The sequence below is a fragment of the Agromyces sp. Root1464 genome (assembly GCF_001427265.1).
Lineage (GTDB): Bacteria > Actinomycetota > Actinomycetes > Actinomycetales > Microbacteriaceae > Agromyces > Agromyces fucosus.
In genome coordinates this window covers 2,088,329-2,114,426 of the sequence record NZ_LMFU01000002.1, presented here as the reverse complement: position 1 = coordinate 2,114,426, position 26,098 = coordinate 2,088,329, and the positions used below count along the sequence as shown (strand labels likewise).

Annotated in this window: 31 protein-coding genes and 1 pseudogene; 13 read left to right on the top strand and 19 right to left on the bottom strand. The window is 70.9% G+C overall.

Annotation, left to right across the window (positions count from 1 at the left end):
- Positions 1-103: 103 nt before the first annotated feature.
- Entirely contained in the window at positions 104-391 is a 288-nt protein-coding gene (locus ASD23_RS15400; protein ID WP_157377113.1) for a hypothetical protein, read from the bottom strand.
- Between ASD23_RS15400 and ASD23_RS15395 the strand changes: the two genes are divergently transcribed.
- From ASD23_RS15395 to ASD23_RS15385, 3 genes are read left to right on the top strand one after another with little or no spacing between them, the layout of a single operon-like run.
- The gene (locus ASD23_RS15395) at positions 392-745 is read left to right on the top strand and encodes a PadR family transcriptional regulator (protein ID WP_056012454.1); all 354 of its coding nucleotides are present in this window, start codon (positions 392-394) and stop codon (positions 743-745) included.
- Positions 742-1,566: a hypothetical protein gene (locus ASD23_RS15390; RefSeq protein WP_056012451.1), complete on the top strand. Its 825-nt coding sequence runs from the start codon at positions 742-744 to the stop codon at positions 1,564-1,566. Before ASD23_RS15395 ends, ASD23_RS15390 begins: the two co-directional genes overlap by 4 nt.
- The gene (locus tag ASD23_RS15385; protein WP_056012448.1) at positions 1,563-2,390 is read left to right on the top strand and encodes a hypothetical protein; all 828 of its coding nucleotides are present in this window, start codon (positions 1,563-1,565) and stop codon (positions 2,388-2,390) included. The genes ASD23_RS15390 and ASD23_RS15385 overlap by 4 nt, the downstream gene beginning before the upstream one ends.
- A 45-nt stretch (positions 2,391-2,435) precedes the next feature.
- On the opposite strand, the gene ASD23_RS15380 is transcribed toward ASD23_RS15385, so the two are convergent.
- Positions 2,436-2,822 carry a phage holin family protein gene (locus ASD23_RS15380; RefSeq protein WP_056013429.1) on the bottom strand — a complete coding sequence of 129 codons (387 nt, stop codon included), beginning with the start codon at positions 2,820-2,822 and terminating at the stop codon, positions 2,436-2,438.
- A 187-nt stretch (positions 2,823-3,009) separates the two neighbouring features.
- On the opposite strand from ASD23_RS15380, the gene ASD23_RS15375 reads away from it, so the two are divergent.
- Both ASD23_RS15375 and ASD23_RS15370 read left to right on the top strand, forming a co-directional pair.
- The gene (locus ASD23_RS15375) at positions 3,010-4,332 is read left to right on the top strand and encodes an MFS transporter (protein WP_056012445.1); all 1,323 of its coding nucleotides are present in this window, start codon (positions 3,010-3,012) and stop codon (positions 4,330-4,332) included.
- 132 nt (positions 4,333-4,464) lie between these two features.
- Entirely contained in the window at positions 4,465-5,190 is a 726-nt protein-coding gene (locus ASD23_RS15370) for a hypothetical protein (protein ID WP_157377112.1), read from the top strand.
- 63 nt (positions 5,191-5,253) lie between these two features.
- On the opposite strand, the gene ASD23_RS15365 is transcribed toward ASD23_RS15370, so the two are convergent.
- Both ASD23_RS15365 and ASD23_RS15360 read right to left on the bottom strand, forming a co-directional pair.
- Entirely contained in the window at positions 5,254-5,913 is a 660-nt protein-coding gene (locus ASD23_RS15365) for an SDR family NAD(P)-dependent oxidoreductase (protein ID WP_056012439.1), read from the bottom strand.
- A gap of 138 nt (positions 5,914-6,051) precedes the next feature.
- Positions 6,052-7,527 carry a DUF6421 family protein gene (locus ASD23_RS15360; RefSeq protein WP_056012436.1) on the bottom strand — a complete coding sequence of 492 codons (1,476 nt, stop codon included), beginning with the start codon at positions 7,525-7,527 and terminating at the stop codon, positions 6,052-6,054.
- 355 nt (positions 7,528-7,882) lie between these two features.
- On the opposite strand from ASD23_RS15360, the gene ASD23_RS15355 reads away from it, so the two are divergent.
- The gene (locus ASD23_RS15355; protein ID WP_056012433.1) at positions 7,883-8,272 is read left to right on the top strand and encodes a hypothetical protein; all 390 of its coding nucleotides are present in this window, start codon (positions 7,883-7,885) and stop codon (positions 8,270-8,272) included.
- A 187-nt stretch (positions 8,273-8,459) separates the two neighbouring features.
- The gene (locus ASD23_RS15350) at positions 8,460-8,747 is read left to right on the top strand and encodes a DUF4190 domain-containing protein (RefSeq protein WP_056012430.1); all 288 of its coding nucleotides are present in this window, start codon (positions 8,460-8,462) and stop codon (positions 8,745-8,747) included.
- A 63-nt stretch (positions 8,748-8,810) separates the two neighbouring features.
- On the opposite strand, the gene ASD23_RS15345 is transcribed toward ASD23_RS15350, so the two are convergent.
- Complete coding sequence (locus ASD23_RS15345; RefSeq protein ID WP_235507764.1) at positions 8,811-10,301, bottom strand: DHA2 family efflux MFS transporter permease subunit; 1,491 nt, start codon at positions 10,299-10,301, stop codon at positions 8,811-8,813.
- 68 nt (positions 10,302-10,369) lie between these two features.
- Between ASD23_RS15345 and ASD23_RS15340 the strand changes: the two genes are divergently transcribed.
- A complete protein-coding gene (locus ASD23_RS15340) occupies positions 10,370-10,981 on the top strand; it encodes a TetR/AcrR family transcriptional regulator (RefSeq protein ID WP_056012427.1) in 612 nt (203 codons plus the stop codon).
- A 39-nt stretch (positions 10,982-11,020) separates the two neighbouring features.
- Here ASD23_RS15340 and ASD23_RS15335 read toward each other — a convergent pair whose 3' ends face one another.
- Positions 11,021-11,485, bottom strand: a complete 465-nt coding sequence (locus ASD23_RS15335) for a GNAT family N-acetyltransferase (RefSeq protein ID WP_056012424.1) — start codon at positions 11,483-11,485, stop codon at positions 11,021-11,023.
- Between the two features lie 102 nt (positions 11,486-11,587).
- Between ASD23_RS15335 and ASD23_RS15330 the strand changes: the two genes are divergently transcribed.
- Positions 11,588-12,058: a GNAT family N-acetyltransferase gene (locus ASD23_RS15330; protein WP_056013421.1), complete on the top strand. Its 471-nt coding sequence runs from the start codon at positions 11,588-11,590 to the stop codon at positions 12,056-12,058.
- 27 nt (positions 12,059-12,085) lie between these two features.
- Here the strand turns inward: ASD23_RS15330 and ASD23_RS15325 are convergent, their stop codons facing one another.
- The 4 genes from ASD23_RS15325 to ASD23_RS15310 form a co-directional block, all read right to left on the bottom strand.
- Positions 12,086-12,994 (bottom strand): ABC transporter permease, encoded by a 909-nt coding sequence (locus ASD23_RS15325; RefSeq protein ID WP_082571491.1) that lies wholly within the window; start codon positions 12,992-12,994, stop codon positions 12,086-12,088.
- A gap of 9 nt (positions 12,995-13,003) precedes the next feature.
- Positions 13,004-14,038 (bottom strand): aliphatic sulfonate ABC transporter substrate-binding protein, encoded by a 1,035-nt coding sequence (locus tag ASD23_RS15320; protein ID WP_056012421.1) that lies wholly within the window; start codon positions 14,036-14,038, stop codon positions 13,004-13,006.
- Between the two features lie 62 nt (positions 14,039-14,100).
- Positions 14,101-14,919 (bottom strand): ABC transporter ATP-binding protein, encoded by an 819-nt coding sequence (locus ASD23_RS15315; protein ID WP_056012419.1) that lies wholly within the window; start codon positions 14,917-14,919, stop codon positions 14,101-14,103.
- Positions 14,920-15,066: 147 nt separating this feature from the next.
- Positions 15,067-15,813, bottom strand: coding sequence for a GntR family transcriptional regulator (locus ASD23_RS15310; RefSeq protein ID WP_056012416.1), 747 nt, complete (start codon positions 15,811-15,813; stop codon positions 15,067-15,069).
- Positions 15,814-15,909: 96 nt separating this feature from the next.
- Here ASD23_RS15310 and ASD23_RS15305 point away from each other — a divergent pair, with 96 nt between their 5' ends.
- Positions 15,910-17,262: an MFS transporter gene (locus ASD23_RS15305; protein ID WP_200941722.1), complete on the top strand. Its 1,353-nt coding sequence runs from the start codon at positions 15,910-15,912 to the stop codon at positions 17,260-17,262.
- A gap of 7 nt (positions 17,263-17,269) precedes the next feature.
- On the opposite strand, the pseudogene ASD23_RS19345 reads toward ASD23_RS15305, so the two are convergent.
- Together ASD23_RS19345 and ASD23_RS15295 are read right to left on the bottom strand one after the other, a co-directional pair.
- Positions 17,270-17,893: pseudogene (locus tag ASD23_RS19345) on the bottom strand (NAD(P)H-dependent oxidoreductase); the annotation flags it as partial.
- Positions 17,787-18,260, bottom strand: coding sequence for a MarR family winged helix-turn-helix transcriptional regulator (locus ASD23_RS15295; RefSeq protein WP_056012411.1), 474 nt, complete (start codon positions 18,258-18,260; stop codon positions 17,787-17,789). The gene ASD23_RS15295 and the pseudogene ASD23_RS19345, both read right to left, overlap by 107 nt.
- A 114-nt stretch (positions 18,261-18,374) precedes the next feature.
- On the opposite strand from ASD23_RS15295, the gene ASD23_RS15290 reads away from it, so the two are divergent.
- Positions 18,375-19,214, top strand: coding sequence for an SDR family NAD(P)-dependent oxidoreductase (locus ASD23_RS15290; RefSeq protein WP_056012408.1), 840 nt, complete (start codon positions 18,375-18,377; stop codon positions 19,212-19,214).
- A gap of 12 nt (positions 19,215-19,226) precedes the next feature.
- On the opposite strand, the gene ASD23_RS15285 is transcribed toward ASD23_RS15290, so the two are convergent.
- The 7 genes from ASD23_RS15285 to ASD23_RS15255 form a co-directional block, all read right to left on the bottom strand.
- Positions 19,227-20,045: an alpha/beta fold hydrolase gene (locus tag ASD23_RS15285; protein ID WP_056012405.1), complete on the bottom strand. Its 819-nt coding sequence runs from the start codon at positions 20,043-20,045 to the stop codon at positions 19,227-19,229.
- A 61-nt stretch (positions 20,046-20,106) separates the two neighbouring features.
- Positions 20,107-20,535, bottom strand: coding sequence for a hypothetical protein (locus tag ASD23_RS15280; protein WP_056012402.1), 429 nt, complete (start codon positions 20,533-20,535; stop codon positions 20,107-20,109).
- Positions 20,532-21,731, bottom strand: a complete 1,200-nt coding sequence (locus ASD23_RS15275; protein ID WP_162248756.1) for a serine/threonine-protein kinase — start codon at positions 21,729-21,731, stop codon at positions 20,532-20,534. The genes ASD23_RS15280 and ASD23_RS15275 overlap by 4 nt, the downstream gene beginning before the upstream one ends.
- Positions 21,732-21,783: 52 nt before the next feature.
- Complete coding sequence (locus ASD23_RS15270; RefSeq protein WP_056012396.1) at positions 21,784-22,446, bottom strand: cation transporter; 663 nt, start codon at positions 22,444-22,446, stop codon at positions 21,784-21,786.
- On the bottom strand, positions 22,443-22,793 hold the full coding sequence (locus ASD23_RS15265; protein WP_056012393.1) for an ArsR/SmtB family transcription factor: 351 nt from the start codon (positions 22,791-22,793) through the stop codon (positions 22,443-22,445). Before ASD23_RS15265 ends, ASD23_RS15270 begins: the two co-directional genes overlap by 4 nt.
- Before the next feature lie 58 nt (positions 22,794-22,851).
- Positions 22,852-23,688 carry an exodeoxyribonuclease III gene (locus ASD23_RS15260; protein WP_056012390.1) on the bottom strand — a complete coding sequence of 279 codons (837 nt, stop codon included), beginning with the start codon at positions 23,686-23,688 and terminating at the stop codon, positions 22,852-22,854.
- Between the two features lie 48 nt (positions 23,689-23,736).
- On the bottom strand, positions 23,737-24,243 hold the full coding sequence (locus tag ASD23_RS15255; RefSeq protein ID WP_056012387.1) for a DUF6328 family protein: 507 nt from the start codon (positions 24,241-24,243) through the stop codon (positions 23,737-23,739).
- 97 nt (positions 24,244-24,340) lie between these two features.
- On the opposite strand from ASD23_RS15255, the gene cofE reads away from it, so the two are divergent.
- Positions 24,341-25,120, top strand: a complete 780-nt coding sequence (cofE, locus tag ASD23_RS15250) for a coenzyme F420-0:L-glutamate ligase (protein ID WP_056013416.1) — start codon at positions 24,341-24,343, stop codon at positions 25,118-25,120.
- A gap of 71 nt (positions 25,121-25,191) precedes the next feature.
- A complete protein-coding gene (locus ASD23_RS15245) occupies positions 25,192-25,977 on the top strand; it encodes a GntR family transcriptional regulator (RefSeq protein ID WP_056012384.1) in 786 nt (261 codons plus the stop codon).
- Positions 25,978-26,098: the final 121 nt, after the last annotated feature.

The window sequence follows — 26,098 nt, the reverse complement described above, 5'->3', positions numbered from 1 at the left end:
GCTCATCGGATCCCCGGCCGCAGCGCCGAGGTTCGCGGCGCTGGAACCGGCGGGTCGGCGGATGCTTCGGCGCGATGTGCGCGTCGGCATCCACCCGGTCCGCTCAGCCGAGCGGCTCGGCCTCGAGGTCGCGCACGTGATAGAACTCCTGATCCCACAGCGCGTAGATGAGCCACGTCGGCAGGATGTACGACTCCTGCATGTAGTTCGCCTGCGACGAGTGGATGGTCCAGCCCTCGTGCTTCTTCGCCACCTCGGCGCTCATCGCATACTCGGGCTTCGGCTGGTTCGCGACGACGAACGCGCCGGCCTCGCCGCCGAACACCGAGAGCGCACCTGACGGGCTGATCGTGTACTTGCCCCAAGGAAGATATCTTCCTATTGTTTCCACATGGCGCGCAGACGTGAAGGACGGCTCTTCGACCTCGAGGTGGACATCCTCGCGGCCGGCATGGAGCTGCAGGGTGACGACGGCGAGTTCTACGGCTTCGCGCTCGCGAAGCGAATCGCCGAGCGAGCGGATGTCGCGGCGCTCACCGCGCACGGAACGCTCTACAAGGCGCTCGCCCGCCTCAGCGAGCGGGGGTTGCTCGAATCCGTCTGGGAGGACGCGGAGATCGGTGCCGCCGAAGGGCGCCCGCGTCGCCGCCTCTACCGGGTCACGGGGGCGGGCGAAGTCGCCTATCGCTCCGAACTCGATGCGCGACGGGCCGTCGCCGCGCCGGCGAAAGCGGCGTTCGCGTGAGCGCCGAGCGCGTCGGCGTGGCGTTCGAGGAGGACGACCCCGCGGCATCCGCTCATCGCATCGACGGCGCCGCAGCTCGCATCCAGAGCACCGCTCACCGCACCGGTCACCGCGCAGACCGCGCCGTGCTCGCATGGGGCCGCTGGTACACGCGCGACCTGCCGGCGGAGGTCGCAGCCGACCGCATCGCAGAACTCGAGTCCGACGTCTTCGAGGAGCGCGCGGCAGCGGGCGATGCGGCAGGGGCCGGCCGCTCGATCGTCGGCCGTGCGATCCGCGGCGTCCCCGCCGACCTCGCGTGGCGGGTCGCCCGGCTGCGCGGCCTCTCGCTCACGGCCCCCAGGGGCACCTTCCCGCTCGCGCTGCCCGCACTCGCGCACGTCGCCACGGCGATGCTGCTCGCGTGGGGCGTGCTCATCGTCGTGCGGGTCGGCGCGGGGATGCTCGACGGCTCGTGGGCGGGCGCCAGGGACCTCGTCGCCGCGGGCGTCGTCGGCCTCGGCCTCGCGCTCATCGGCTCGGCGTTGTCGCTCGTGCCCGAGGCGCGATGGCTCGGCTCCCTCTGGCTCGCCGTCGCGAGCTACGTGCTGATCCGGTTCGGCATGTACGCCCTCATCGCCACGAGCACCACGCTCAGCGCGTTCTACACCTCGGCGCTCGCCGAGGCGATCCTCATCAATCGCGTCATGTCCGCCGCCGGCGTGCTCTTCTTCGTCTCGATGGCGGCCTGGTGGCTGCCCTCGGCGAAGCGCCTGTGGGCGGCGCGACCCGCTCGGGTGCATGGCTCGGCCCCGCTCGACCCGGAAGGAACCACCGCATGAACGTGCAACGCATCGCCGCGATCGCAGCCATCGCCGGCGCGGTGCTCGGCGGCGCCTCCGTCGTCGCCCTCGGCGCCGCCGCCTACAGCGCCGCCCAACCGCAGGCCCGTGCCGAGGCCGTCTCCTCGTCGACGGACGACAGCTCGGAATTGCGTCGCGAGCAGAGCCCACCGGCGGCCCCGGCTGCGGCCGGGCAGGGCACGCAGCTCGCGGCGGCATCCGGCACCGACACGAACGCCGCCGACTACAACCCCTACCTCGACCCGCTGAGCGACCAGTACGTGACGCCCGAGGCGCGCTCGGAGTGGCTCGGCAAGCAGGTCGTCATCCGCGAGTGCATGGCCGAGGCCGGCTTCGACTTCCTCGAGTGGCAGTGGTGGGTCGGCGGGAGCCCGCAGCCCACCGGCCTCGACTTCGAGACCTCGGTGCTCTGGACGCAGGCCCTCTACGGACCCGACACGAACCACCCCGGCGGCGGCTGCGCCGAGGAGGGCGACCAGGCCGAGGCCGCGGCCCGCGCCGCCGGCACGCCGCTCGGTGCGGCGGAGACGCCGGTCGACCCTGCAGCACCGACCGAGCGCGAGGTCTGGCTCGAGTTCCAGCAGCTCGTGCGCGACTGCATGGCCGATGCCGGGCACGAGTACCTCTACTGGGAGTGGTGGAACGGGAGTCAGGCCCAGCCGCTCGACCTCACCGAGGCCGAGCGGGCCGAGTGGTCGCTCGCGCTCAACGGCAACGCCGGTGGCGGCGCGGCCTACCGCTGGGAGGACGCGGGCTGCTGGGGCCGAGCCGTGCACGAGTCGGGCAACGACAACATGCACTGAGCTTCAGCGACGACGGCCGGGTTCGAGCTCAGCGGATGCCGCGGCTCAGGCCTTGGCGCCCTTCACCTTCTCCTTGAGGAAGATGAGGGGAAGCAGCCAGGTGCCGAGCGCGGTGATGATCCAGATGACGAGGGTCGCGAGCACCCAGGTCACCCAGCCGTCGATCGTGATGCCGCCCGGGAAGAGCGACGCGATGAGCAGCGCCACGAACGTCGAGACGAGCCCGATGCCGCCGAGGATCGCCGAGGCGTGCTGCCGCGCCACGTTGAAGATGAACGGGCCGAGCACCGCCTGCGCGATCGTGAAGACGACGACCGCGATGAGGAACCCGCCCCACTCGACGTGGAAGTCCGGAAGGATCCACGACGCGACGAGCAGGCCCAGGGCGACGGTCACGAGCGAGATCAGCGTGCGGATGAGGAAGCGGATCATGCCGCGAGCGTAGCGGGGCGACGGATGCCGCTCCGAGCAGCGCGCCGCGGCGCGGCAGACGTCGTTGCGAGGCATCCGCTCGGGTGGGCGCGTTCGGCAGCGGGGCATCCGCTGGTCGCCACCGCCCGCTCCCGGTGCCGCGCCTCGACCGTGGCGGTACGCGCCCGAAGCGTGCAAGATGTGTCGCATGGCCGAACGCGCGACGCGCGAGGAGACGGCACCGAACCCGGCGGCGCGCCGGGTGCAGGCGGCGTACTTCACGCTGCTCATCGGGAACACGCTCGCGGCCTCGTTCATCTGGGGCGTCAACACGCTCTTCCTGCTCGATGCGGGCCTCACGAACTTCGAGGCGTTCGCCGCGAACGCCTTCTTCTCGGTCGGCATGGTGATCTTCGAGGTGCCGACGGGCGTCGTCGCCGACACCCTGGGCCGGCGGGTCTCGTACCTGCTCGGCACCGTCACGCTCGCGGTGACGACCGTGCTGTACTACCTGCTCTGGGTTGCCCACTCGCCGTTCTGGATGTGGGCCATCGTCTCGGTGCTGCTCGGTCTCGGCTTCACCTTCTTCTCGGGCGCCGTCGAGGCGTGGCTCGTCGACGCGCTCACGGCGACCGGGTACACGGGCGGGCTCGAGAAGGTCTTCGGGCGGGGTCTCGCGTTCGCCGGCGCGGCGATGTTCATCGGCTCGATCGCGGGCGGCGTGGTCGCGCAGGCCACGAACCTCGGGGTGCCGTTCCTGATCCGCGCGGGCATCCTCGTCGTCATGTTCGTCGTCGCGGCGATCGTGATGCACGACCTCGGGTTCACCCCGGCGGGTCGGGCCCACCCGATCCGGGCGACGAAGGAGGTCTTCAACGCCTCGGTGAAGTACGGGCTCGGGCGGCGGCCGGTGCGCTACGTCATGTTCGCGTCGTTCTTCACGTCGGGCGTCGGCTTCTACGTCTTCTACGCGCTGCAGCCCTATCTCGTCGAGCTCTGGGGCGACACCGGCGCGTACTCGATCGCCGGTCTCGCGGCGGCGATCCTCTCGGGCTCGCAGGTGATCGGCGGGCTCGTGGCGCCGTGGGTGCGCCGCCGGTTCCGGAAGCGCACGACGACCATCATCCTGAGCCTCGTGGTCTCGAGCCTCGTGCTGCTCGCCCTCGGCGTGAACCGGAACTTCTGGATCGCGCTCGTGCTGCTCACGGTGTGGGGACTCGTCGACGCGGCTGCCGGACCCGTGCAGCAGGCGTACCTCAACGACATGATCCCGTCGCAGCAGCGCGCCACCGTGCTCTCGTTCGACTCGCTGCTCGGCAGCACCGGCGGCGCCCTGATCCAGCCCGTGCTCGGCCGCTCGGCCGACCTGTGGGGCTACCCCGGCTCGCTGCTCGTCAGCGGCGGCATCCAGGCGCTCGCGATCCCGTTCCTCTGGCTGAGCCGCAGGCAGGGTGCGCCGGCGGATGTCGCGACCGGGGAGTCGCACGACGGCGCCGACGAGATCCCGGAGGCGGGACCGCCGGTCGCGTGAGCCGTGCCGACGCGAGCTACGCGCGGTTCGCGGGTCCGTCCCTGGGTTCGTCCCCCGTTCGGGGGACGTGTACCATGGCTCGGACACCCGAGCGGCCGAGTGGTCGTTCCCGATCGCCGCGGGAGGTGCCCGATGCGCAGAACCGTGATCTTCAGTGCCCTCGCCGCGGCACTCTTCGTCGGATCGATCTTCGTCGGCGTCGCCGCCGCCACGACCGGTGCACCGGTGCTCTACGACGCGCGCTCGCCGCAGCCCGTCGCCACGGGCTCCGAAGACTTCGACATCGACGCGGGCGGCGTGCGCGGCGGCGACCAGCACGTTCCCGTCGATGGTGCCGACGCCGACGACGATCCGTTGCCGAGCCCGACCTCGCCGCCGACTGCGGCACCGGGCCCGTCGCCCTCGCCGTCGCCGAAGCCGGCTCCGACGAATCCGCCGGTGGCGGACCCGATGCCCACGCCTGAGGAGCAGCAGGCCTGGCTCGGCTTCCAGCAGCTCGTGCGCGAGTGCATGGTCGACGCCGGCCACGAGTACCGCGAGTGGGAGTGGTGGACCACCGAGCCGCGCGACCCCACGTCGACGGCGCCGGCGATGCCCGACGGGCTCGGCGACGAGGGTGAGGCCGCCTGGAGACTGGCGCTCGAAGGCGACGGCGGCGAGAACGACGGATGCCTCGGGGAGGCCGTCCGAGAGGATCAGGCGAACCCGGTCGTGCCGCCCGCGGCAGCACCGTCCCCTCCGCCGGCACCCGAGTCGGCGGCACCTGAGGGGCCGGCGCTCGAGTCGGCTGCGCCCGAGGCGCCGGCACCCGAGTCGGCTGCGCCCGACGTCACGCCTGCGCCCGCGCCGACCGACTGATCGCACCCGCCGCCGGTCGAACCCGTCAGGGCAGCCGATCTCAGCCGCGCGGGCTGGTTCGGCTCACGCCCCGGCTGACAGCGTCTCGACGCGCCCGTTCAACTCCGCGGCATCCGCGGCCCAGAGCTCGACGACCGATTCCGCGAGCCGGTCTTCGAGGCCCGAGAGCGACTGCACGCGGAAGGTGACGGCCGCGGCGGTGTCGCCCGCCTTGCCGAAGCCCTGCGCGAGGGAACGCATCCACGACTCGCTCGCCGCCTTGATCGCGGTGTAGTTCGCACCGCCCGCGGTGGGCCGCTCGACCGTGGTCGACGAGACCATCGCGATGCGTCCGGCGGGGGAGGCGACGAGGTCGTCCCAGAACGCGCGGCTGATGTACCGGAGCGCCGTGAAGGAACGCTCGAGCACCCGGTAGTCCTCTTCCGTCTGGCCGGCGATGCCGCCGCCGCCGCGCCAGCCGCCGACGAGGTGCACCACCCCGTCGACGTCGCCGACACGGGCGTGCACGCGCATGGCGAGCTCGAGCACGTCGTCACCGTCGGTGAGGTCGGCGCGTTCGCCGATGACGCCGGGCAGCTCGGCCTCGAGGGCGGCGAGACGGCCGGCGTCGCTGCCGACGGCGACCACGCGGGCGCCGGCGCCGAGCAGGGCGCGAGCGACGGCCTTGCCGGAAGCGCTCGTGGCGCCCGCGATGAGCACCGTTCGGTCCGCGAGATCGATCATGTCCTGCTCCTCTTCGAGATTGGGCTGTCGAACCCGTCGGTCGAGTAGCGAAGCGTATCGAGACCACGTTACGGGGTCTCGATACGCTCCTTCGTCTCTACTCGACCGGCGGTGGTCGCTGCCGATCGGCGGGTCGCGTCAGGCGTCTGCGGCCGTGATGCCGACGGTCGACTCGATGACGGGCTTCATCTTCTTGTCGAGCGCCTCGTAGAACATCGAGAGCGGGAACTCGTCGTCCATCACGAGGTCGGTGTAGCCCTTGGGCGGGCCGGCGAGCACCTCGCGGGGCAGGCCCTCGGCCCACACCGACGCCGGGTTCGGCGTCACGACGTTCGTGACGAGCTCGTAGGCGGCGAGCCAGTGCACCGTCTTCGGGCGGTCGATCGACTTCCAGTAGAGCTCGTCGATCGCGTCGCCGAGTTCGACGACGGCATCGGGCACCGCGTCCCAGTCGAAGCTCAGCGAGACATCCGTCCAGTCGAGCACGTGCTTCTGGTGCAGCCACGCGAACAGCAGCTGGCCGCCGAGCCCGTCGTAGTTGCGCACGCGCGAACCCGTGATCGCGAATCGGAAGATGCGGTCGAAGATCACCGCGTACTGCACGAGCTTGCCGGTCGAGCGCATCTGCTCCTCGACCTCGGTGAGTTCCTCGCCGGCAGCGAGCCGCGCGTTCAGTGCGCGCTCGATCTTCACCGACTCGCGGAACGCGGTGAGGTCGCACCGCAGCTCCTCGAGCGAGTAGAGGAAGAACGGCATGCGCTGCTTGATCATGAACGGGTCGAACGGCAGGTCGCCGCGCATGTGCGTGCGGTCGTGGATGATGTCCCACATCACGAACGTGCGCTCGGTGAGCTCCTGGTCGTCGAGCAGCGCCGCGGCATCGGCCGGCAGCTCGAGCTTCGTGATGTCGGATGCCGCGCGCACGACCCGCCGGTAGCGCGCCGCTTCGCGGTCCTGGAAGATCGCGCCCCACGTGAACGTCGGGATCTCGCGCATCGCGACCGTCTCGGGGAAGAGCACGGCCGAGTTCGTGTCGTACCCGGGCGTGAAATCGACGAGGCGCAGGCTCACGAAGAGCTTGTTGCCGTAGTCGCCGGCTTCGAGCTCCGCGATGAACTCGGGCCAGATCGTCTCGACGACGAGCGCCTCGACGTGCCGGTCGGACGAACCGTTCTGCGTGTACATGGGGAAGACCACGAGGTGGCGGATGCCGTCGATGCGGTGCCGCTGCGGCTGGAACGCCACGAGCGAGTCGAGGAAGTCGGGCACGCCGAAGCCCTCGGCCTGCCAGCGGCGGAAGTCGACGACGGAGGCCGCGAGGTACTCGGCCTCGTGCGGGAACCGCGGCGCGAGCGCCTCGATCGACTCGACGATCGCGTCGACGAGGGTCGACGCCTGTTCCCTGCTCCCTGAGCCCGTCGAAGGGTCGGATGCCTCGGGCACCGAGCCGTCCTTCACCTGCAGCGAGTGGAGGGCGGTCGCCGACTCCTTGAGCCGCAGCCACGCGGCATCCGTCTCGACGCCCTCGGCGAGCGCGAGGTCGGCGGCGGTCACGGCGTCCTCGAGAACCTCGGGTTCGCCGATGATGGCGTCGATCATGGTGTTGCTCGACATGTGAACCTCCGATCCTCGATGAGGGTGCGTGTGCGTCTGGGATGCGCGCGGCGCGAATCGCCGTGCTCTTCAAGGCTACGAGCCGAGGCTCTGCGATTGGTTGTGCCCCGACGCGGGATTCTTGCGTGGGCGCAAATGCTCGCGACGGAGATCGCCATTGCGCGCAGGGGTATCGGATGACCCGTCGCGCGGGTTCTTCGAGATGGAGCGGGTGCTGCCACTGAGCGAGCCCGGTGCGGGCACGTGGCCGGAGGGCGCCGGATTCGACCGCGAGTCCGGTGCGGGTCCGGATGGCGCCCGGCAGCCGCCTCTCTAACGTGAGGGTTATTCAATTACGAGTGGAAGGAACCAGATCATGAACACCACGAAGACGGGAACCGTCGCCATCGGAGCCGTCGCCCTCCTCGTCGCACTCACCGCATGCGCCGGCGTGCGCGGCACCGAACTCGAGCCCGGGAGCCGGCCGCAGTCGCAGCACGAGCTCCAGCAGTCGGCCCGCCAGGAGTCCGACGCGATGCGTGCCGAGCTCCATGCCCACGACGCCGTGGCATCCGTGCAGTCGGTCGCGACCCTCGAGGGGATCCGCACCGCGAAGCAGTCGGAGGCTCGAGCCGACGTCGGCCCGTCGCCGGCGGAGGCCCAAGGGGATCGCCTCGCGAAGTACGCCGCCGCGATGAGCGCGAGCGACGCGCAGCGCCGTCACCTCGAGCTCGAGCACGGCGCATCATCGGAGCGCCTCCGTTGAGGCGCGCGAACCCATCGGGCCCCGGTCGGACGCCGGGGCCCGATGCGTGCCGCCCCGGGGTCGAGCGCTCGTCACATCCCGTCGCATCTCGCAACACGGGCAGCGCTGACCATTGACACGGGTTCGCAGACGCTGTCAAGATGCGGTTCGGCAAATCGTCGATCACTACAGCAAGGAAACCTCACTCATGACCACTCCCGCTCCCGCCCCCGTGCCTGCACCGTCGGCGCCCGCCGAGAAGTGGAACGTCCTGTCGATCGTCGGCTTCGTGCTCTCGATCCTCGGATTCAACATCGTCGCGATCGTGCTCGGCTTCATCGGCCTGAGCCAGGTCAAGAAGACCGGCGAGCGCGGTCGCGGCCTCGCGATCGCCGCGATCATCATCGGCTTCGTCTACATCGTCATCGGGATCATCCTGACGATCGTGTTCATCGGGCTCGTCGCCGCGAACCCGAGCATCTCGACGACCTACTGAGTCGTCTCCCAGAAGTCCCCGCCCGGCGATGCCGGGCGGGGACTTCGTCGTTCGATGGGCGGTTCAGTGCGCGAGTCGGGGCGCCGGCTCCTCGTCGAGGATCGGGGCGATCGCGGCATCCGGCGAGAGCGACGGCACCGCTCGCCCGGCGGGCAGCAGCAGGGCAACGAGCGCCGAGACGAGCAGCACCGCGGCTCCGACGATGACCGCCGGCTGCGCGCCGATGACGTAGTCGACCGGCGTCAGCGCGCCGCCGGCGCCCGTGAACACCGCGGTCGAGACGGCGATGCCGAGCGCCACGCCGACCTCCCGCAGCATCGAGTTGGTGCCGCTCGCCTTCGCGTGGTCGTTCGGCTTCATCGTGGCGAGCACGGCGGTCGCCGACGGGGCGAAGACGAGGCCCATGCCGACACCCGCGAGGATGAACGGAGCGACGAAGGTCGAGAACTCGGTGGCCGCGTCGAGCAGCTGCGCCAGCCAGAAGAGTGCGCCCGACAGGGCGGCGAGGCCCGCGACGATGAGTGCCCGGGTGCCGATGCGGCCGGCGAACGCCCCCGCGAGCGGGGCGACGATCATCGGCGCGAGCGTCCACGGCGAGGTCTGCAGCGCCGCCTCGAGCGGCGTCGCCCCCTGCACGACCTGCAGGAACTGGATGAGGATGAAGATCGATCCGAACGCGCCGAAGCTGAACCCGAAGCCCACGACGTTCGCCACGCTGAAGCTGCGGTCGCGGAAGAGCCGCAGCGGCAGGAGCGGCGCGGAGGCCCGCGACTCCCAGGCGATGAACGCGAGGAGCAGCACGCCGCCCGCGATGAGGCTCGCGAGCACCTCGAGACTCGACCAGCCCGCGTCGTTGCCGCGCACGATGCCGTAGACGAGGCCGAGCAGGCCGGCGCCCGAAAGGACGAGGCCGAGGAGGTCGGCGCGGAGCCGCGCGCCGAAGCTGTTCGGCAGGGCGATCAGCGCGAGCGCGATCGAGGCGACACCGATGGGCACGTTCACCCAGAAGATCGCCTGCCAGGCCCAGCCCTCGATGATCGCGCCGCCGATGAGTGGGCCAACGGCGACGCCGAGACCCGAGACGCCGCCCCAGATCCCGATCGCGAGCGGACGGCGCGCGATCGGCACCGAGCCGGCGAGCAGGGTCAGCGAGAGCGGCATGATCGCCGCGGCCCCGAAGCCCTGCGCCGCCCGCGCCGCGATGAGCTGGCCCGGATCGGTGGCGAGGGCGGCGAGGGCCGAGCTCAGGGTGAAGACGACGATGCCGATGATGAAGACGGTGCGCCGCCCGAACCGGTCGCCGAGCGCGACGGCCATGAGGATGGTGCTCGCGAAGGCGAGCGTGTAGGCGTTCATGAACCACTGCAGCTCTTCGACGGATGCCCCGAACTCCGAGTGCAGCACGGGCAGCGCGTTGGTCATGACGAGGTTGTCGAGCGTCGCCATGAACATCGGCAGCGCGGTGGCGATGAGGACGAGCCAGATCGGGCTCGGCCGGCGGACGCCGGGCGTGCGCGTCGACGGGCGAGCTGCGGCATCGAGAGTGGTGGACACGACGGCACTCCTTGTTGTTATCGGATGATTACTTCGAACTGTAGTAATCGACTGATAACATGTCAACCATGACGGTCGAATCGGTTCCCACAGCCCCGCGCATGAAGGCGGCCGACCGCCGCGAGCTCATCCTCGAGGCTGCGACGGCCGTGTTCGGGGCGAAGACCTACGTCGGCACGACGACCGACGAGGTCGCCCGCGCCGCCGGCGTCAGCCAGCCCTACGTCGTGCGGCTGTTCGGCACGAAGGAGAAGCTCTTCATCGAGGTCATCGACCGGGCCTACGACCGCCTGATCGAGGAGTTCCGTGCGGTGCTGCCCGGTGACCCGGAGGATCTCGGCCGGCGCATGGGCACGGCGTACACCGACCTCCTGGTCGAGCGCGGCATGCTGCCGGTCGTCGCGAACTCGACCGCCCTCGGCGGCGAGCCCGAGATCGGTCGCGTCGCCCGAGCCGGCTTCAGCCGCATCTGGCGCTTCATCCGCGACGAGGCGGGGTTCTCGCCCGAGCAGGCGCGGGAGTTCATCGCGACCGGCATGCTCATCAACACGATCGTGGGCCTCCGGCTCACCGGCGACTACGGCGACGAGGTGTCGGCCACCGAGGTGCTCGACGCGTGCTTCCCCGACGCCGTCGAGAAGGTGCGCTCCCTGCTCCCGGCCGCGGGCGAGCCCTGGTGAGACCTTGAGCGAGCGGATGCCGCGGCATCCGCTCGATCGTCAGAGCATCTTCTGCATGTGGATCGCCGCCGTCTCGTAGCCGAGTCCCTCGTAGAGGCGGATCGCGGGCGTGTTGTAGCCGAAGACGTTCAGACGCAGGTTCGCCGCCCCGTGCTCGCGCGCGACCTCCTCGGCGAGTTGCATGGCGCGGGCGCCGAGACCACGCCGACGGTGCGACTCGTGGATCGCGACGTCCCAGATGTACCAACTGGCAGGGTCGCTCTGCGGGCCGATCCAGAGCCAGCCGGCGTCGTCGCCGTCGGCCTCGACGGTGAAGAGCAGGTGCCCATCGATGAGTCGGCCGTCGGGGAAGTACTGGTCCTGCGATGCACGCCGGGCGACGGCAGCCTGCTCGGCGGTGTCGCCGGCACGCTGCCGGGCCAGCTCGTACGCCGCCATCGCGACGGGCAGCCACGCCGCGGTCTCTGCGTGGGTCTTCGGGCGGAGTCGAACGTCGTCGGTCATCCGCCCATGCTGCCACGGCAGTCGCCGGTACTGGAAGGCGGGCGCATTGCGGGCGGGCACCGTTCGCGGCCCGGTCTCGGTGCCGTGTGGCAGGCTTCGCTCATGACCGCCTCGCTCCGACCACTCGACCGTTCCCGCCTCCCGGAGTGGATCGAACGCAGTGCCGCCGAGTACGCCCGCGACCTCGTCGCGACGGGTCGGTCGGAGGAGTCGGCCCATCGATACGCCCTCGAGGGCATGCATGAATCGTTCCCGGGCGGGCTGCCGACTCCCCGTCACGAGGTCTTCGACGTCGTCGACGAGGCCGGTGCCGCGGTCGGCTATCTCTGGATCGGACCCGACACGAGCGGCGACGACGGCTCGTGGTGGATCTGGGACGTGCTGATCGAGCCCGAGCAGCGGGGCCGGGGCCTCGGGCGCGAGGCGATGCGCCTCGCCGAGGAGCACGCGCGAGCGCAGGGCGCCCACTCGATCGGCCTCAACGTCTTCGCGTTCAACGCCGCCGCTCGCGGACTGTACGAGTCGCTCGGCTACGAGACGGCCTCCATGCGGATGCGCAAGCGGCTCGACTGACCGCGCCGCTCGAGCTGCGGGGCGTGCTCACGCCCAGCGGCGAATGGCCCAGCGCTCGATGAGCGCGACCACCGAGTCGGTGAGCTTGCCGAGGAGGGCCAGCAGGATGATGGCGAGGAAGATGCGGTCGATGCGGCCGTTCTGGCCCGAGTCGAGCAGGAGGAATCCGAGGCCCATCGACGAGGCGATGAGCTCGGCCGCGACGAGGAACAGCCACGCCTGAGCGAGGGCCAGCCGGAGCGCCGAGAGCACCGACGGCACGACCGCGGGCAGCTGCACCGTCGCGAACAGTGCGAGCCCGTGCAGTCCGAACGCGCGACCGGCCTCGATGAGCTGGCGATCGACGTGCCGAAGGGCCGCCGAGACGATCGTGTAGACCGGGAAGAACGCGCCGATCGCGATCAGGATGACCTTCGAGTCCTCGCCGATGCCGAACCACAGGATGAGCAGCGGTACCCACGCGAGCGACGGCACTGCGCGGATGCCGCCGAGCGTCGGCGCGAGCAGCACGTCGGCGAGGCGCGACAGCCCGACGATCGCGCCGAGCGCCAGACCTGCGGCCGCGCCGAAGGCGAAGCCGATGAACACCCGCTGCGTCGAGATCGCGACGTAGAGCCCGAGCACACCGCGCTGCGCGAGGTCGACCGCGGCGAGCCAGACCATCTCGGGCGAGGGCAGTTGCGAGAGCGGCACGAGCCCCGAGGTCGACACCCACTGCCAGAGCGCGAGCAGCGCCAGCGGGATGAGCGCGCCGCCGAGGATGCGGAACCAGCGCCGGTCGACGAGGCGTCGCCGCTCGCCCGACGGCTCGGGCGGTACGGATGCCTCGCGTCCGGCCGCGATCGACGTCGTGCCGCTGTTCACGGCGACCCGTACGGCAGCGCCGTCGTGGATCGCTGCGCCCGTCGAGAGCGCCGCGTGCGAGGCATCCGTCATCGTGATCGCCTACTCGAAGCGGCCGGCGTCGGCCTTCGTGACGAAGGTGTCGTTGATGAGCGTCTCGAGCGCCTCGTCGACCTGGGCCTGCGTCGCGACGTCGCCGAGCTCGACGAAGATCGGTCCGATCTTCTCGAGCACCTCGACCTGTGCGTCGCCGGGAACCGGGTCGACGTCGAGGTTCGACCGTTCGGTGATGACCTTCGTGGCGACGGCGAGGTCGAGGCCGGCGACGTCCGCGAGGATCCGTGCCGTCTCCTCGGGGTTCTCGGCGGCCCAGGCCCGCGCCTGCTCGTAGGCGTCCACGACGGCCTGCGCGACGTCGGGCTTCTCGGCGATGAACGACTCGGTGGCGTTCAGGAAGCCGTAGCTGTTGAAGTCGACGTTGCGGTAAAAGAGGGTCGCGCCCTGCTCCTCGGCGCCGGCCATGATCGGGTCGAGACCCGCCCAGGCGTCGACCGAACCGTTCTGCAGCGCCGCCCAGCCGTCGGCGTGCTGCAGGTTCTGCACGACGATGTCGTCGGCGGAGAGGCCCTCGGCCTCGAGCGACTGCAGCAGGAAGAAGTAGGGGTCGGTGCCCTTGGTCGCCGCGACCTGCTTGCCCTTCAGGTCGTCGACCGAGGTGATCGGCGAACCGTCAGGCGCCACGAGGGCGGCCCACTCGGGCTGCGAGTAGATGTCGATGACCTGGATCGGCGAGCCGTTCGAACGCGCGAGCAGTGCGGCAGAGCCGGCGGTCGAGCCGACGTCGATCGCTCCGGCCCGCAGTGCCTCGTTCGCCTTGTTCGAACCCGCCGACTGCACCCAGGTGACCGTCAGGCCCGCGTCTTCGAGCCAGCCCTGGTCCTTGATGATGAGGCTCAGCGGGTTGTAGGTCGCGAAGTCGATGTTGAGCGTCTGGCCCTCGAGCGAGACGGCTTCGCCGGCCTCGGTGGGCTCGGGCTCGGCGGCCTGGCCTTCGCCGGCGACGCAGCCGGAGAGCAGCAGCGCCGCGGCGGCGGCTCCCGCAACGAGCGCGGAACGGAGGAACGGGGTTCGGGTCACGGGGAGACTCCTTCAGTGGTGGGGGCGTTCGTGTCGCGGCGTGGTTGGGGTGAGCGCGCCGGTCAGTACGGGTAGTGCGGGATGGTCGTGGTGGCCTCGATGCCGCGGGCGGCGCCGTGGCGGTCGATGCCGAGGCCGTCGAGCAGGCGCCCGCGCAGCTCGGCGAGCTCGGCCGAACCGCGGTCGCGCGGCCGGGAACCGGGCACGACGACGATCTGCCGGATGTCGGCGCCCGGCGCCTCGCCGTCGCTGCCGAGCAGCACGACCCGGTCGGCGAGCTGCAGGGCCTCGTCGACGTCGTGCGTGACGAGCAGCACGGTCGTGGGCGCTGCGGCGTGCACGTCGAGCAGGAGGTCCTGCATCTTGAGGCGCGTGAGGGCGTCGAGCGCGCCGAACGGCTCGTCGAGCAGCAGCACGCCGGGGTTCCGGGCGAGGGCGCGGGCGAGCGAGGTGCGCTGGGCCATGCCGCCCGAGATCTCGCGCGGGCGATGACCGGCGAAGTCGGCGAGCCCGACGAGTTCGATGAGCCGGGCGACCTTGTCACGGCCGGCGGTCTTCGAGGTACCGCGCGGCAGCCCGAGCGCGACGTTGCCGGCGACCGTGCGCCACGGCAGCAGTCGCGGCTCTTGGAAGCCGACCGCCGAGCGCGGGTCGAACGGCACGACGGCGGTGCCGTCGACCGAGACGACTCCCGCGCTCGCATGGTCGAGTCCGCCCGCGATGCGGAGGAGGGTCGACTTGCCGCACCCGCTCGGGCCGAGGATCGCGACGATCTCGCCCGCCGCGACCTCGAGGTCGACGTCGCGCAGCACCTGACGCCGGCCGGCGTTCGTGTCGAACGCGCGCCCGACGGCGCGGAACGAGACGGATGCCGCGGTCATGGCGCCTCCTCGACGGCTTGGTGGATGGGTCGTTCGACGCTATCCATCGCAGGGAGGACTGTCAGGCGGGCTCGACCCGCGGCGTAATACGAGGATTCCGCGGTCGCTGCAGGAAAGCTCGAACTTCCTGCGATCTCGCAGCGGTCGTCAGACCGCGTCGAGGTGTGCCCGAGCCGGTTCGCTCTCGATGATCGCGAAGCCGCGCCCCCTGAGGCGCCGACGTTCGTCCGAGAGGAACGCCAGGGTGCGTTCGGCCGTGCCGCGGGTGTGCGCGACGACGAGCGCCGCGGCGGCGTCGGCATCCCGGCGCTGCAGGGCCGCGACGATCGCGAGGTGCTCCTCCCTCGCGTGAGCGCGGGACTCCGGCGTGCGGACCTCGAGCCAGCGAGTGCGCAGCAGCCGCGTCATCACGCCGCGGATGGAGTCGGCCATGAACGGGTTGCCGGAGAGCTGGGCGAGCAGTGCGTGGAAGTCGTTGCCGGCACGGATGCCGGCCTCCGAGATGGCGAGGTCCGTCGCGTGCGCACTCGTCGGATCGCCGGACCACGTGTCGGCGTTCCCGGTCTCGTTCAGCGAATCGGCGAGTGCCGCCAGGTCGGAGTCGGACGCGCGAGCCGCCGCCAGGCGCGCGCACGCCGCCTCGACGGCTTCGCGGTACTCGGAGAGCGCGCGGATCTCGGTCAGGTCGATCGGCGTGACGCTCCACCCCCGGCCCTCTCGACGCACGAGTCCGTCGGCTTCGAGGCGGAGGAGCGCGGTGCGGATGGGAGTTCGCGACGCGTCGAGGTCCGACTCGAGTCCGCGCTCGGTCAGCTTCTCGCCGGGAACGTAGTCGAGCGACAGGATCGCGGTGCGCAGCCGGTCGTACAGGGGGGTTCCGACGGTGGATGCCACGACGAGCTCCTCGGGTTTGGGATACCAAAGCGGTACGCACTAACGTATCCCAAAAGTCGTTCCACCGACACTTGCAGAGGCGGGCACGTGCACACCATGACACTCCAGCGATCGCCGGCGATCCCGGCGCGCGCCATGCGCATGCTCGCGCTCGGCGTCGCCGCGCAGGCCGCGAGCACCGTCTTCGTCAGCACCCCGGCGTTCCTCATCCCCCTGCTTCACACCGAACGCGGCATCCCGCTCGTGCAGGCGGGACTCTTGGCGTCGGCGCCGACCGTCGGCATGGTGCTCACGCTCGTCGCGTGGGGCGCACTCGCCGATCGCGTGGGCGAGCGCCGGGTGATCTCGGCCGGGCTCGCCCTCACGGCGGCCGCGGCGATCGGGGCGACCCTCGCCGGCGACATCCTCTCGCTCTGCATCTTCTTCTTCCTCGGCGGAGCCGTGTCGGCGAGCACCAACGCGGCGAGCGGCCGGATCGTGGTCGGCTGGTTCCCACGGGAACGGCGCGGATTCGCAATGGGCATCCGCCAGATGTCGCAGCCGCTCGGCGTCACCGTCGCGGCGCTCGCCGTGCCCGGCCTGGCCTCGACCGTCGGACTCGGCGCCGCCGTCGGCCTGTCGGTGGCATTGAACGCCGTGATGGCCCTGCTCTGCGCCCTGGGTCTGGCGAACCCCGTGCGCACGCCGTCGGCGACCGCGCCGGAGGCGGGCGCGACCCCGGAACCGGATGCGAACCCGTATCGCGCGAGCTCGTTCCTCTGGCGCATCCACCTCGTCTCGGCGCTGCTCGTCGTGCCGCAGTTCGCCCTCTCGATCTTCGGCATCGTCTGGCTCGTCACCGAGATGCACTGGAACGCCGCCGCTGCCGGCCTCCTGATCGGCGTCGCGCAGTTCATCGGCGCGGTGGGGCGTATCGGGGTCGGCACCCTGAGCGATCGGGTCGGCAGCCGGGTGCGGGTGCTCCGCTGGGTCGCGGTGAGCGGATGCCTCGCCATGCTCGTCGTGGCGGCGAGCGACCTCGCCGGGTGGGGAGCCTTCGCGGCACCGGCCTTCGTCGTCGCGACCCTCATCAGCGTGGCCGACAACGGGCTCGCCTTCACCTCGGTCGCCGAAGCGGCGGGTGCGACGTGGGCGGGCAAGGCGTTCGGCATCCAGAACACGGGACAGTATGTCGTGGCAGCAGCGGTGGGCCCTCTCGTGGGAGGCCTCGTCACGCTCGTCGGATACCCGCTCGCGTTCATCGCGATCGCGATCGCGCCCGCGGCGGCACTTCCGTTGATTCCGGCGCGCGACGTGACACGAGAGGTGTCGGAGACGACCGATGTGCTCAGGCGGCCGACGTCGCTGCGACCCGGCGACGCGAGCGCGAGGCGTCCGTCGCACCGAGGCGCTCGATCTGATCCAGCCAGGCCGCGCGCTTCTCGGGCGTCGAGAAACGGACCGGGGTGAGTCGCGAGATGCCGAGCGTGCGCACGCCGCAGTAGCCGAGCGTCGCGCGCGCGAGCGAGGTCTCGGCGGCGTTGCGGTAGACGAAGCGGTTCCAGGCGATGGGCGAGTCCATGGTCATGACGATGCGGGCGGTCTTGCCCGCGAGCAGCCGCGTCGAGACCTGCCCGCGCCCGTATCGGAACGCGGTGCCCGAGAGGATCGCCCGGTCGAGGAACGCCTTCAGGACGGCCGGGTAGGTACCCCACCACTGCGGGAAGAAGAAGACGAGGTGGTCGGCCCACGCGACGTCGTCGATGAAGGCGCGGATGCGCGGTTCGAGGTGCGTCGTGTCGCCGTCTGGGGCGCGGAGGTCGGCGCGGGCCGCTGGCATCAGATCGAACTCGCGCTCGGCGAGGTCGATGGTCCGAACCTCGGCGCCGTCGACGGACGCCGCGCGCATGCCGGTCGCGTATCGCTCGGCGAGGGCGTGGTTGAAGCTGCCGGAGTTGGGGTGGCCGATGATCACGAGGGTGTTCGTCACGAGGTCAGTGCTCCTTGGAGTCGAGGTGTCGGATGACGGTCTTGAGGTCTTCGTGCAGTGCGCCGACGTCGACGCCGGCGAGGTCGTCGAACGTCTCGGTGAATGACGCATCGAGCACCGGCAGGGCCTCGGCGAGGAAGTGCGCGGCCTTCGGGGTGATCGAGAGCAGCACGCGGCGAGCATTGGCGGGGTCGGTGTGCGTCTGCACCCAGCCGGCCTCGACGAACGCCGGCACGCGCTTGCTCACGGCGGCCTTGCTGACACCGAGGCAGTTCGCGAGCGTCGTGATGTCGGGCGGCGGCGCGAGGTCGGCGAGCACGGCGATGAACATGAACTGGCTGTAGCTGATTCCGAAGCGCTGCTGCAGCAGCCGGTCGGCGAATCGATCCATGCGATCGACGAGATAGTGCAGGGTGACCGTGACGCGGTCGCCCAGGGGTCCGCCGGATTCGGGGCGTGTACTCGGCTCAGCGGTCATGTCAATGAGTAAACAGGTTGACACGTCTTTTGTCAACAGGTTTACATGCATGCCCCGAGACCGGCGTCGAAGCGGGCACCCACAACAGGTGCCGCCCTGCAGGAGAATGGACGGATGACGAGAACGGTTCGCGGTGCCAGTGTGCTGATCACCGGGGCCGCCGGCGGCATGGGCCGCATGTACGCCGAACGAGCCGTGGCCGAGCACGCGGCATCCGTGACCCTCTGGGATCGCGACGCGGCCGCCCTCGCCCGCGCCGTCGACGAACTCGGCACGATCTCGCGCGGTCGCACGCGCATCCAGTCGTTCGTCGTCGACGTCGGCGACCTCGGTGCGATCGCGAAGACCGCGCAGCGGGTGCGGCGGGAGGTCGGCAACCCCGACGTGCTCATCAACAACGCGGGCATCGTGCGCGGCAACCGCTACTTCTGGAACACCGACAACGGCGACGACACCCGCGCGACGATGCAGGTCAATGCGCTCGCGCCGATGTACATCGCGCGGGAGTTCCTGCCCGGCATGATCTCGAACGCGTATCGCGCGGCCCGCATCGTGAACGTCGCGAGCGCTGCGGGCACGCTCGCCAACCCGCGCATGGCGGTCTACGCCGCGTCGAAGGCGGCGCTCATCGGCTGGAGCGACTCGCTGCGACTCGAGCTCGAGCAGTCCGATCACGGCAATGTGAAGGTGACCACGGTCACGCCGAGCTACATCTCGACGGGCATGTTCGCCGGAGTCCGCGGGCCCGTGCTCGCACCGGTGCTCGACCCCGAATACGTCGTCGACCGGGTGTGGAAGGCGATGCTCGACGGCCGCCCGCTGCTCGAGCTGCCGAGGAGCGTGCGCCTCTCGCGGGCGCTGCGCGGACTGCTGCCCACGCGCGTGTTCGACCGCATCGTGGGCGACGGCTTCGGCGTCTACCGCTCGATGGAGCGGTTCACCGGGCGGCGCTGACGCCCGCTCTTCTCACAGCCCGTGCCGCTCCAGCCAGTCGAGCAGCACGCGGGTGAACTCCTCGGGACGCTCGACACTCGGCAGGTGCGCCGTGTCGGCGAAGCGCACACCCGTCGCGTCCGGCAGGTGCGCGAGCAGGTGGTCGTACGCCGCGAGCTCCACGCTGAGGTCGTACTCGCCCACGGTGACGAGGGCGGGAACGCGGAGGTCGCCGAGTCGCTCGTATGCCGGCGGTTCGAGCGGGAGCACGGTGCCGTCATCGCTCGCATGCGCGGCGTTCGGAGCGTTCAGCTCGCGTGCGCGGCGCACGAAGCCCTGGTCGACGGCCGCTGCGTCGCGGAGCGGCCCGACCGCCCAGAGGTCCGCCTCGAGGCGCATCATCCGTGCGGCATCGATCGCCGGGTCGATCGCCTCGATCTCGTCGAATCGGCGCTGCTCCTCGTCGGTGAGCGGCAGGTCGGGGAATCCGCCCGGCTCCGACCCGACGGTCACCACGCCGCGCACGCGGTCGGGGTAGGCGAGGGCGGTGTCGAGCGTGATGCGCCCTCCGCGGCTCGCGCCGACCACGGTCGCCTCTGCCACGCCGAGGTGGTCGAGCACCGCGATCGCGTCGGCATGGTTCGCGAACGGCACCGACTCGTCATGCGTGGTGCCCCCGAATCCGCGAGGGTCGAAACGGGCGACGAAGTGGTGCTCGGCGAGAGCGTCGAGCTGCTCGTCCCACATCCGGAGCGTCGCGACTCCGGCGGGCACGAGGAGCAGGGCTGGGGCGGAAGCGCGGCCCGCCGACTCGTAGTGGAGCTCGGCGCCGGGAACGGTGAGGGTGGGCATTCCACGAGCCTACGCATCCGCCATCGGGGTCGCCGTCGCCCGCTCGGTCGCCCGCGGCGACTCAGTCGTCGTCGCCCTTGTCGTTCTTCTTGTCCTTGTCCTTGTTGCCGTTGTTGTTGCCGGGGCCGCGGTTGTCGTCGCGGTCCTCCTCCGACGGATCCGGCTCGGGCGTCGGCGTCACGGAGTCGGCGACCCGGGCGGCCTCGAGGTCGGCCTGCACGAGGGCGATCGCCTCGCGGATGTCGGCGGCCTGCTCGTCCCCGATGGCGCCGGAGTCGACCGCTGCGTCCACGTCATTCTCGAGCAGGGCGAGCGCCGCGATCGCGCCGAGGTAGTCGCCGCCAGCGGCCCGCTTGGCGACCTGCACGACCGATGAGTGGAGATCGGCGCTCACCGCTTCGGGCGACTGGCCGCAGGCGGTCAGCCCGAACACGAGCGACGCGGTGAGCAGGCCTGCGCCCACGGCGGTGCGGAGTGGAGTACGCATCATCGCGTCACCGCTTCCTCGAGCTGCTCGAGATGCACGCCGAGTTCGCCGGGAAGGGTGGGCAGTGTCTCGGTGGGTGCGGTCTGCGGCTGCGTGAGGCTCGCGATCGCCGGAGGCACGATCAGCGCGATGCCGACCGCGATGACCGCCAGCAGCACGACGGCGATCGTGGGGCGGAGCCAGCGGCGCGACGGCTTCGGCGCCGGCTGGAACGCGGCGGCCACGGCCCGTTCGGCGATGGCGTCGTCGCTCGCCCGGGGAGCGGGATCGGTCGGCAGGACGAGCGTCGGAGCGTCGGATGCATCGAGCAGCGCGGTCGGGGCGCCATCCGGCGCGGTCGAACCGGTCGTCGTGTCGAGGTGGCCCGCCGCCATCGCGACATCGAGTGCCGAGGGCCTGGCGGATGCCTCGCGCGCGGTCATGCCTCGGAGCAGCTCCACCCAGTCGCTGCCGAGTGCACCGGGGATCTCGGGGTCGCTGACGAGCCGCGCCGCCGTGGCCTCGGACGCCGTGCCGGAAAACGCCGGCCGGCCCGTGCGCGCCTCGAGCAGCACGAGCCCGAGCGCGTAGATGTCGGCCGCCGTGCCGGGCGCATGACCGCCGACCTGCTCGGGGCTGAGGTAGCCGGGCGTGCCGACGTAGACACCCGTGCGGGTCAGGCGGGCGTCGTCGATCAGCCGGGCGATGCCGAAGTCGGCGAGCTTCGCGTTCCAGCGGCGGGTGGGCAGGTGCGCCGGTGCGAGCAGCACGTTCGCCGGCTTCACGTCGCGGTGCACGATGCCGCGCCCGTGGATCACGTGCAGCGCCTCGGCGAGATCGGCGGCCAGCCACGCGGCATCCGCTGGGCCGACCGGGCCCTGCTGCAGGGTCTTGCGCAGATCGCGTCCGTCGACGAGCTCCATGACGAGGTATTCGCGATCGATGCCCTCATCGTGCGCGGCATCGTAGAGCCGCACGAGTGCGCGGTGCTCGACGCTCGCGAGCAGGGCCGTCTCGGAGCGGCGGCGTGCCGCGTCGTCGATGCCCTCGGCCGCTTCGGAGAAGACCTTCACGGCTACGGGACGCCCGAGGCTCAGGTCTTCGCCGCGATACACGCTCGCCATGCCGCCCTGGCCGATGAGGCCGCCGAGTCGGTATCGACCGCCGAGCGTTACGCCCGCGAAGGGGCCGTCGCCGGGTCGTTCGGGGGAACTGGTCACCATTCGAGGGTATCGCCGGCGGCTGGGAGTGCAGCCTCCGCGCCCACCTCGCTCAGCAGCAGTGGCGCTCGCCGGTGAGCACCGAGACCGGCACCGTGCAGGCGTCGCCGCGCCACGCTTCGATGCCCTCGCGCACGGCGAAGGCGGCGATGACCAGCGCCGCGATGGAGTCGGCCCACGCCCACCCCAGCAGGCTGTTGAGGAGGAGGCCCGCCAGCAGCGCGGCGGAGAGGTAGGCGCAGATCAGCGTCTGCTTCGAGTCGGCGACGGCGGAGGCTGAGCCGAGTTCTCGCCCGGTGCGGCGTTCGAGCCACGACAGCAGTGGCATGACGGCGAGGCTCACGGCGGCGAGCGCGATGCCGACGGGGGAGTGCTCGGGCTCCGTGGCGCCGAGGAGCGTTCTTGCCGCGTCGATCGAGACGAACAGGGCGAGGCCGAAGAACGAGACGGCGATGAGGCGCAGTGCCGCGCGTTCGCGCCGGTGAGGATCGGGGGACGCGAACTGCCAGGCGACCGCGGCGGCCGAGAGCACCTCGACGATCGAGTCGAGGCCGAAGCCGATCAGGGCGGCCGACGATGCCACGGAGCCTGCCGCGAGGGCGATGATCGCCTCGATCACGTTGTAGGCGATGGTCGCCGCGACGATGAGCCGGATGCGTCGGACGAGCACGGCGCGTCGCTCGGGGGCGAGCGGCGTGAGCGGCACGGCGGTCATGCGCACGTGCAGTCGTCGCCGGAGCAGCAGGCCGGGTCGACGACGAGCACGAGCCGCAGCAGGTCGCCGAGCGCGGGTGCGAGGTGCTCGCTCGCGAGTCGGTAGGAGGTTCGGCGCCCGTCGGGCACTGCCTCGACGAGTCCGCAGCCGCGCAGGCAGGCGAGCTGGTTCGACATGACCTGCCGGGAGACGCCGAGCGACGCGGCGAGGTCCGACGGGTACGCGGGGGCCTCGCGGAGCGAGAGCAGGACTCGTGCGCGGGTCTCGTCGGAGAGCGCATGCCCGAGGCGCGCGAGCGCCGCGGTGTGGGTCAGGGTCGCCGTCTCGGTCGCGAGGTCGTCGGTCACGTCGACGACGATACAGCAGATCGTGTATTCACGAAAGCCTGTATCAAAGGGTTGATCCTCAGAAGATCATCGGTCGATCGAGGTCGTCATCGCCGATCGCGAGGTCGACGAGCACGGGCACGTGGTCGCTGGGGGCGTCGCCCTTGCGCTCGTTGCGGTGGATCGAGGCATCCGTCACGGCCTCGGCGAAGGCCGCCGACCCGAGGATGAAGTCGATGCGCAGCCCCTCGTTGCGCGGGAACTTCAGCTGCTTGTAGTCCCAGTAGGTGTAGCCCTCGGGAATGCGCGGGCGCACGACATCCGTCACCCCTGCGTTCTCGAGGGTGAAGAAGGCCTGGCGTTCGGCCGGCGAGACGTGCGTCGTCACGCCCTCGATGACGGCCGGGTCGCCATTGTCTTCATCGAGCGGTGCGATGTTGAAGTCGCCCATGAGCGCGAACGGCACTTCGGGCCGAGCGGATGTCTCGGCGCGCGTGTACTCCGTGAGGGCCGCGAGCCAGTCGAGCTTGTACGTGTAGTGCGGGTCGCCGAGGGAACGGCCGTTGGGCACGTAGAGGCTCCACACCCGCACCCCGTCGACGGTCGCGCCGATCGCGCGCGCCTCCTGCGGCTGGTCGGGGCCCTCGAGTCCCTTGAGGAAGCCCGGCATGCCGGGGAACGCCGTCTCGACCTCGCCGATCGGCTTGCGGCTCGCGATCGCGACGCCGTTCCACTGGTTCAGCCCGTGGATCGCGACGTCGTAGCCGGCCGCCTCGAACGCCTCGATCGGGAACTGCTCGGGCTTGCACTTGATCTCCTGCATCGCGAGCACGTCGACGTCTTCGCGCACCATCCAGTCGACGGTGCGGCCCACGCGGGCGCGGATCGAGTTGACGTTCCAGGTGGCGATGCGCATGCCGTCAAGCCTATTCGGGAGCGGTGACAGGATCCTGCCGCGCTGCGCTCAGGACCGCCTGCCGGCGAGCCTCGGCACGACGATCCAGAGCAGCGCCGCGGCGACGAGCGCGATGCCCAGGGCGATGAAGCCCGCGATGCGACCGAGGGCGATCTCGAAGATGAACCCCGCGACGCCGACCGCGAGCAGCGTCGCCACGAGCAGGTGCGCCCGCAGGAGCCGGTCGCCGCGGCGCACGATCTGCTCCTTCCGCTGCTGTCCGAACAGCTGGCGATGCAGGATCACCGGAGCGAAGCCGAGCAGCGTCGCGGTGCATGCGAGGGCGACGAGCACGAGGTAGAGCCCGAGCTCGTAGCCGTCGAGATCGAGGAAGCGGGGCTGGAACGCCGCGGCGAGCAGGAAGCCCGTCATGATCTGCGTGCCGGTCTGCGTCGCGCGCAGTTCCTGCAGGATGTCGCTCCAGTTTCGGTCGAGGCGTTCGATGCGGGTCTCGTCGCGCCCGTCGGAGCGATCGTCGAGGTTGTCGACCGGGGAGCCGGTGCCGTCGGTGGCCATGCCGGGAGGATATCGCAGCGTCGCGTGGTCGGCAGTGTTCTGGCGGGCGGAGGCCCGAAGCTGCGAAGATCGGGATACGCGAGATCCGGGGGTGGTCGTGAAGTTCAGCATCGAAGGCATCGAGGGTCTGCCCGAGATCGCGAAGGGGGCCGACCTCGCCGCGCTCATCGCCGATGCGACCGACCTCGGCGACGGCGACATCCTCGTCATCACCTCGAAGATCGTCTCGAAGGCCGAGGGGCGCATCGTCGCGGCCGCCGACCGCGAGCAGGCGATCACCGACGAGACGGTGCGCGTCGTCGCGAGCCGCGCCTACGACGGCGGCGTGACGAGGATCGTCGAGAACCGCCAGGGCATCATCGGGGCCGCCGCGGGTGTCGACGCGTCGAACACGCCAGATGGCACGGTGCTGCTGCTTCCGGTCGACCCGGATGCCTCGGCGCGCGCGCTCGCCACCGGTATCCGTGCGCTCACGGGCGCCCGGGTCGGCGTCATCCTCTCCGACACCCTCGGCCGGCCGTGGCGCGAGGGCCAGACCGATCTCGCGATCGGCGCCGCCGGCGTGCACGTCTTCGACGACCTGCGCGGGTCGACGGATGCCTCGGGCAAACCCCTCGCCGTCACCATGCCGTGCGTGGCCGACGAGCTCGCGGGCGCCGCCGAGCTCGTGAAGGGCAAGTCGTCGGGCGTGCCCGTGGCCGTCGTGAGCGGACTCGGGCACCTCGTGGGCGACCTCGACCTGCCCGGTGCCCGGTCGATCCAGCGGCCCGCCGAACGGGACCTCTTCCGCGTCGGCGCCGATGAGGCGTACAACGAGGGGTATCGCGACGGTTTCGACGAGTCGCAGTCCGAGGGGCCGTTGACCGCCGCGGAGTGAGCGCGCCACGCCGGCTGAATTTTGGATCCAGAACGCCGCCGCGCGTCACTTTTCCGCTAGGTTCGGGTCTCATGAGCACACGCGGTGCAGATGCGGTCGACCACGTCGAGGGAAACGGGGCGGGTTCTCCCGAATCGGATGGCGGAGCTGCCGCCCTGCAGCAGCTCGCCGGTCGGCACGCCACGGGCTATCGCTCCGTCGGGGTCATGGTCTACGACATCCTGCGCGACGCGATCCTCAGCGGGGCGCTCGTACCGGGCCAGAAGCTCCGCCAAGAGACCCTCGCCGAGCTCATCGGGGTCTCGCGCCTGCCGGTGCGCTCGGCTCTGATCCAGCTCGAAGCCGACGGGCTCGTCGAGTTCCACGATCGTCGTGGCGCCATGGTCAAGTCCCTCTCGCCGGCACAGGCCAGGGAGGTCTACGACATCCGTGCCCTGCTCGAGATCGAGGCCCTGCGCCTGTCGATGGAGCACATGACGCCCGAGCGGCTCGAGCGCGTGCGCGAGCTCGGCCGGATCGCCGACGCCGAGGAGGAGGGGTCGGACTTCGTCGACGCCCGCGCCGCGTTCTACGCCGAACTCTACGACGCCGAGCGCAACCCCGTGCTCTGGGAGATGATCGAGCAGCTTCGCCTGAAGGTCGGGCGCTACGTGCTCGGCTGGCGTCTCGTCGGCGGGTCCGAGCATGGGCATTCTCACGAGAAGCTGATCGAGGCCGTCGCCGCCGGAGAGGTCGCCCCCGCGGTCACGGTGCTGCGCGAACACCTCGAACGGGTTCGCGATGCGGTGCTCGAGCTGCTCGAAGCCGAGTCGGGGGCTGCGGCCGGCGACGCGCCGAGGACCCGGCGCCCGAGCTGACCCCGAGCTGAACTGAGCGTTCTCAGCGCTCGGCGCGCACGGCGCGCACGGCGCGCCGGGCGCGATGAGTGATGTTCGCCGTCCTCTTGCTTTTTGGATCCAGTATCCGAAACAATGGAGC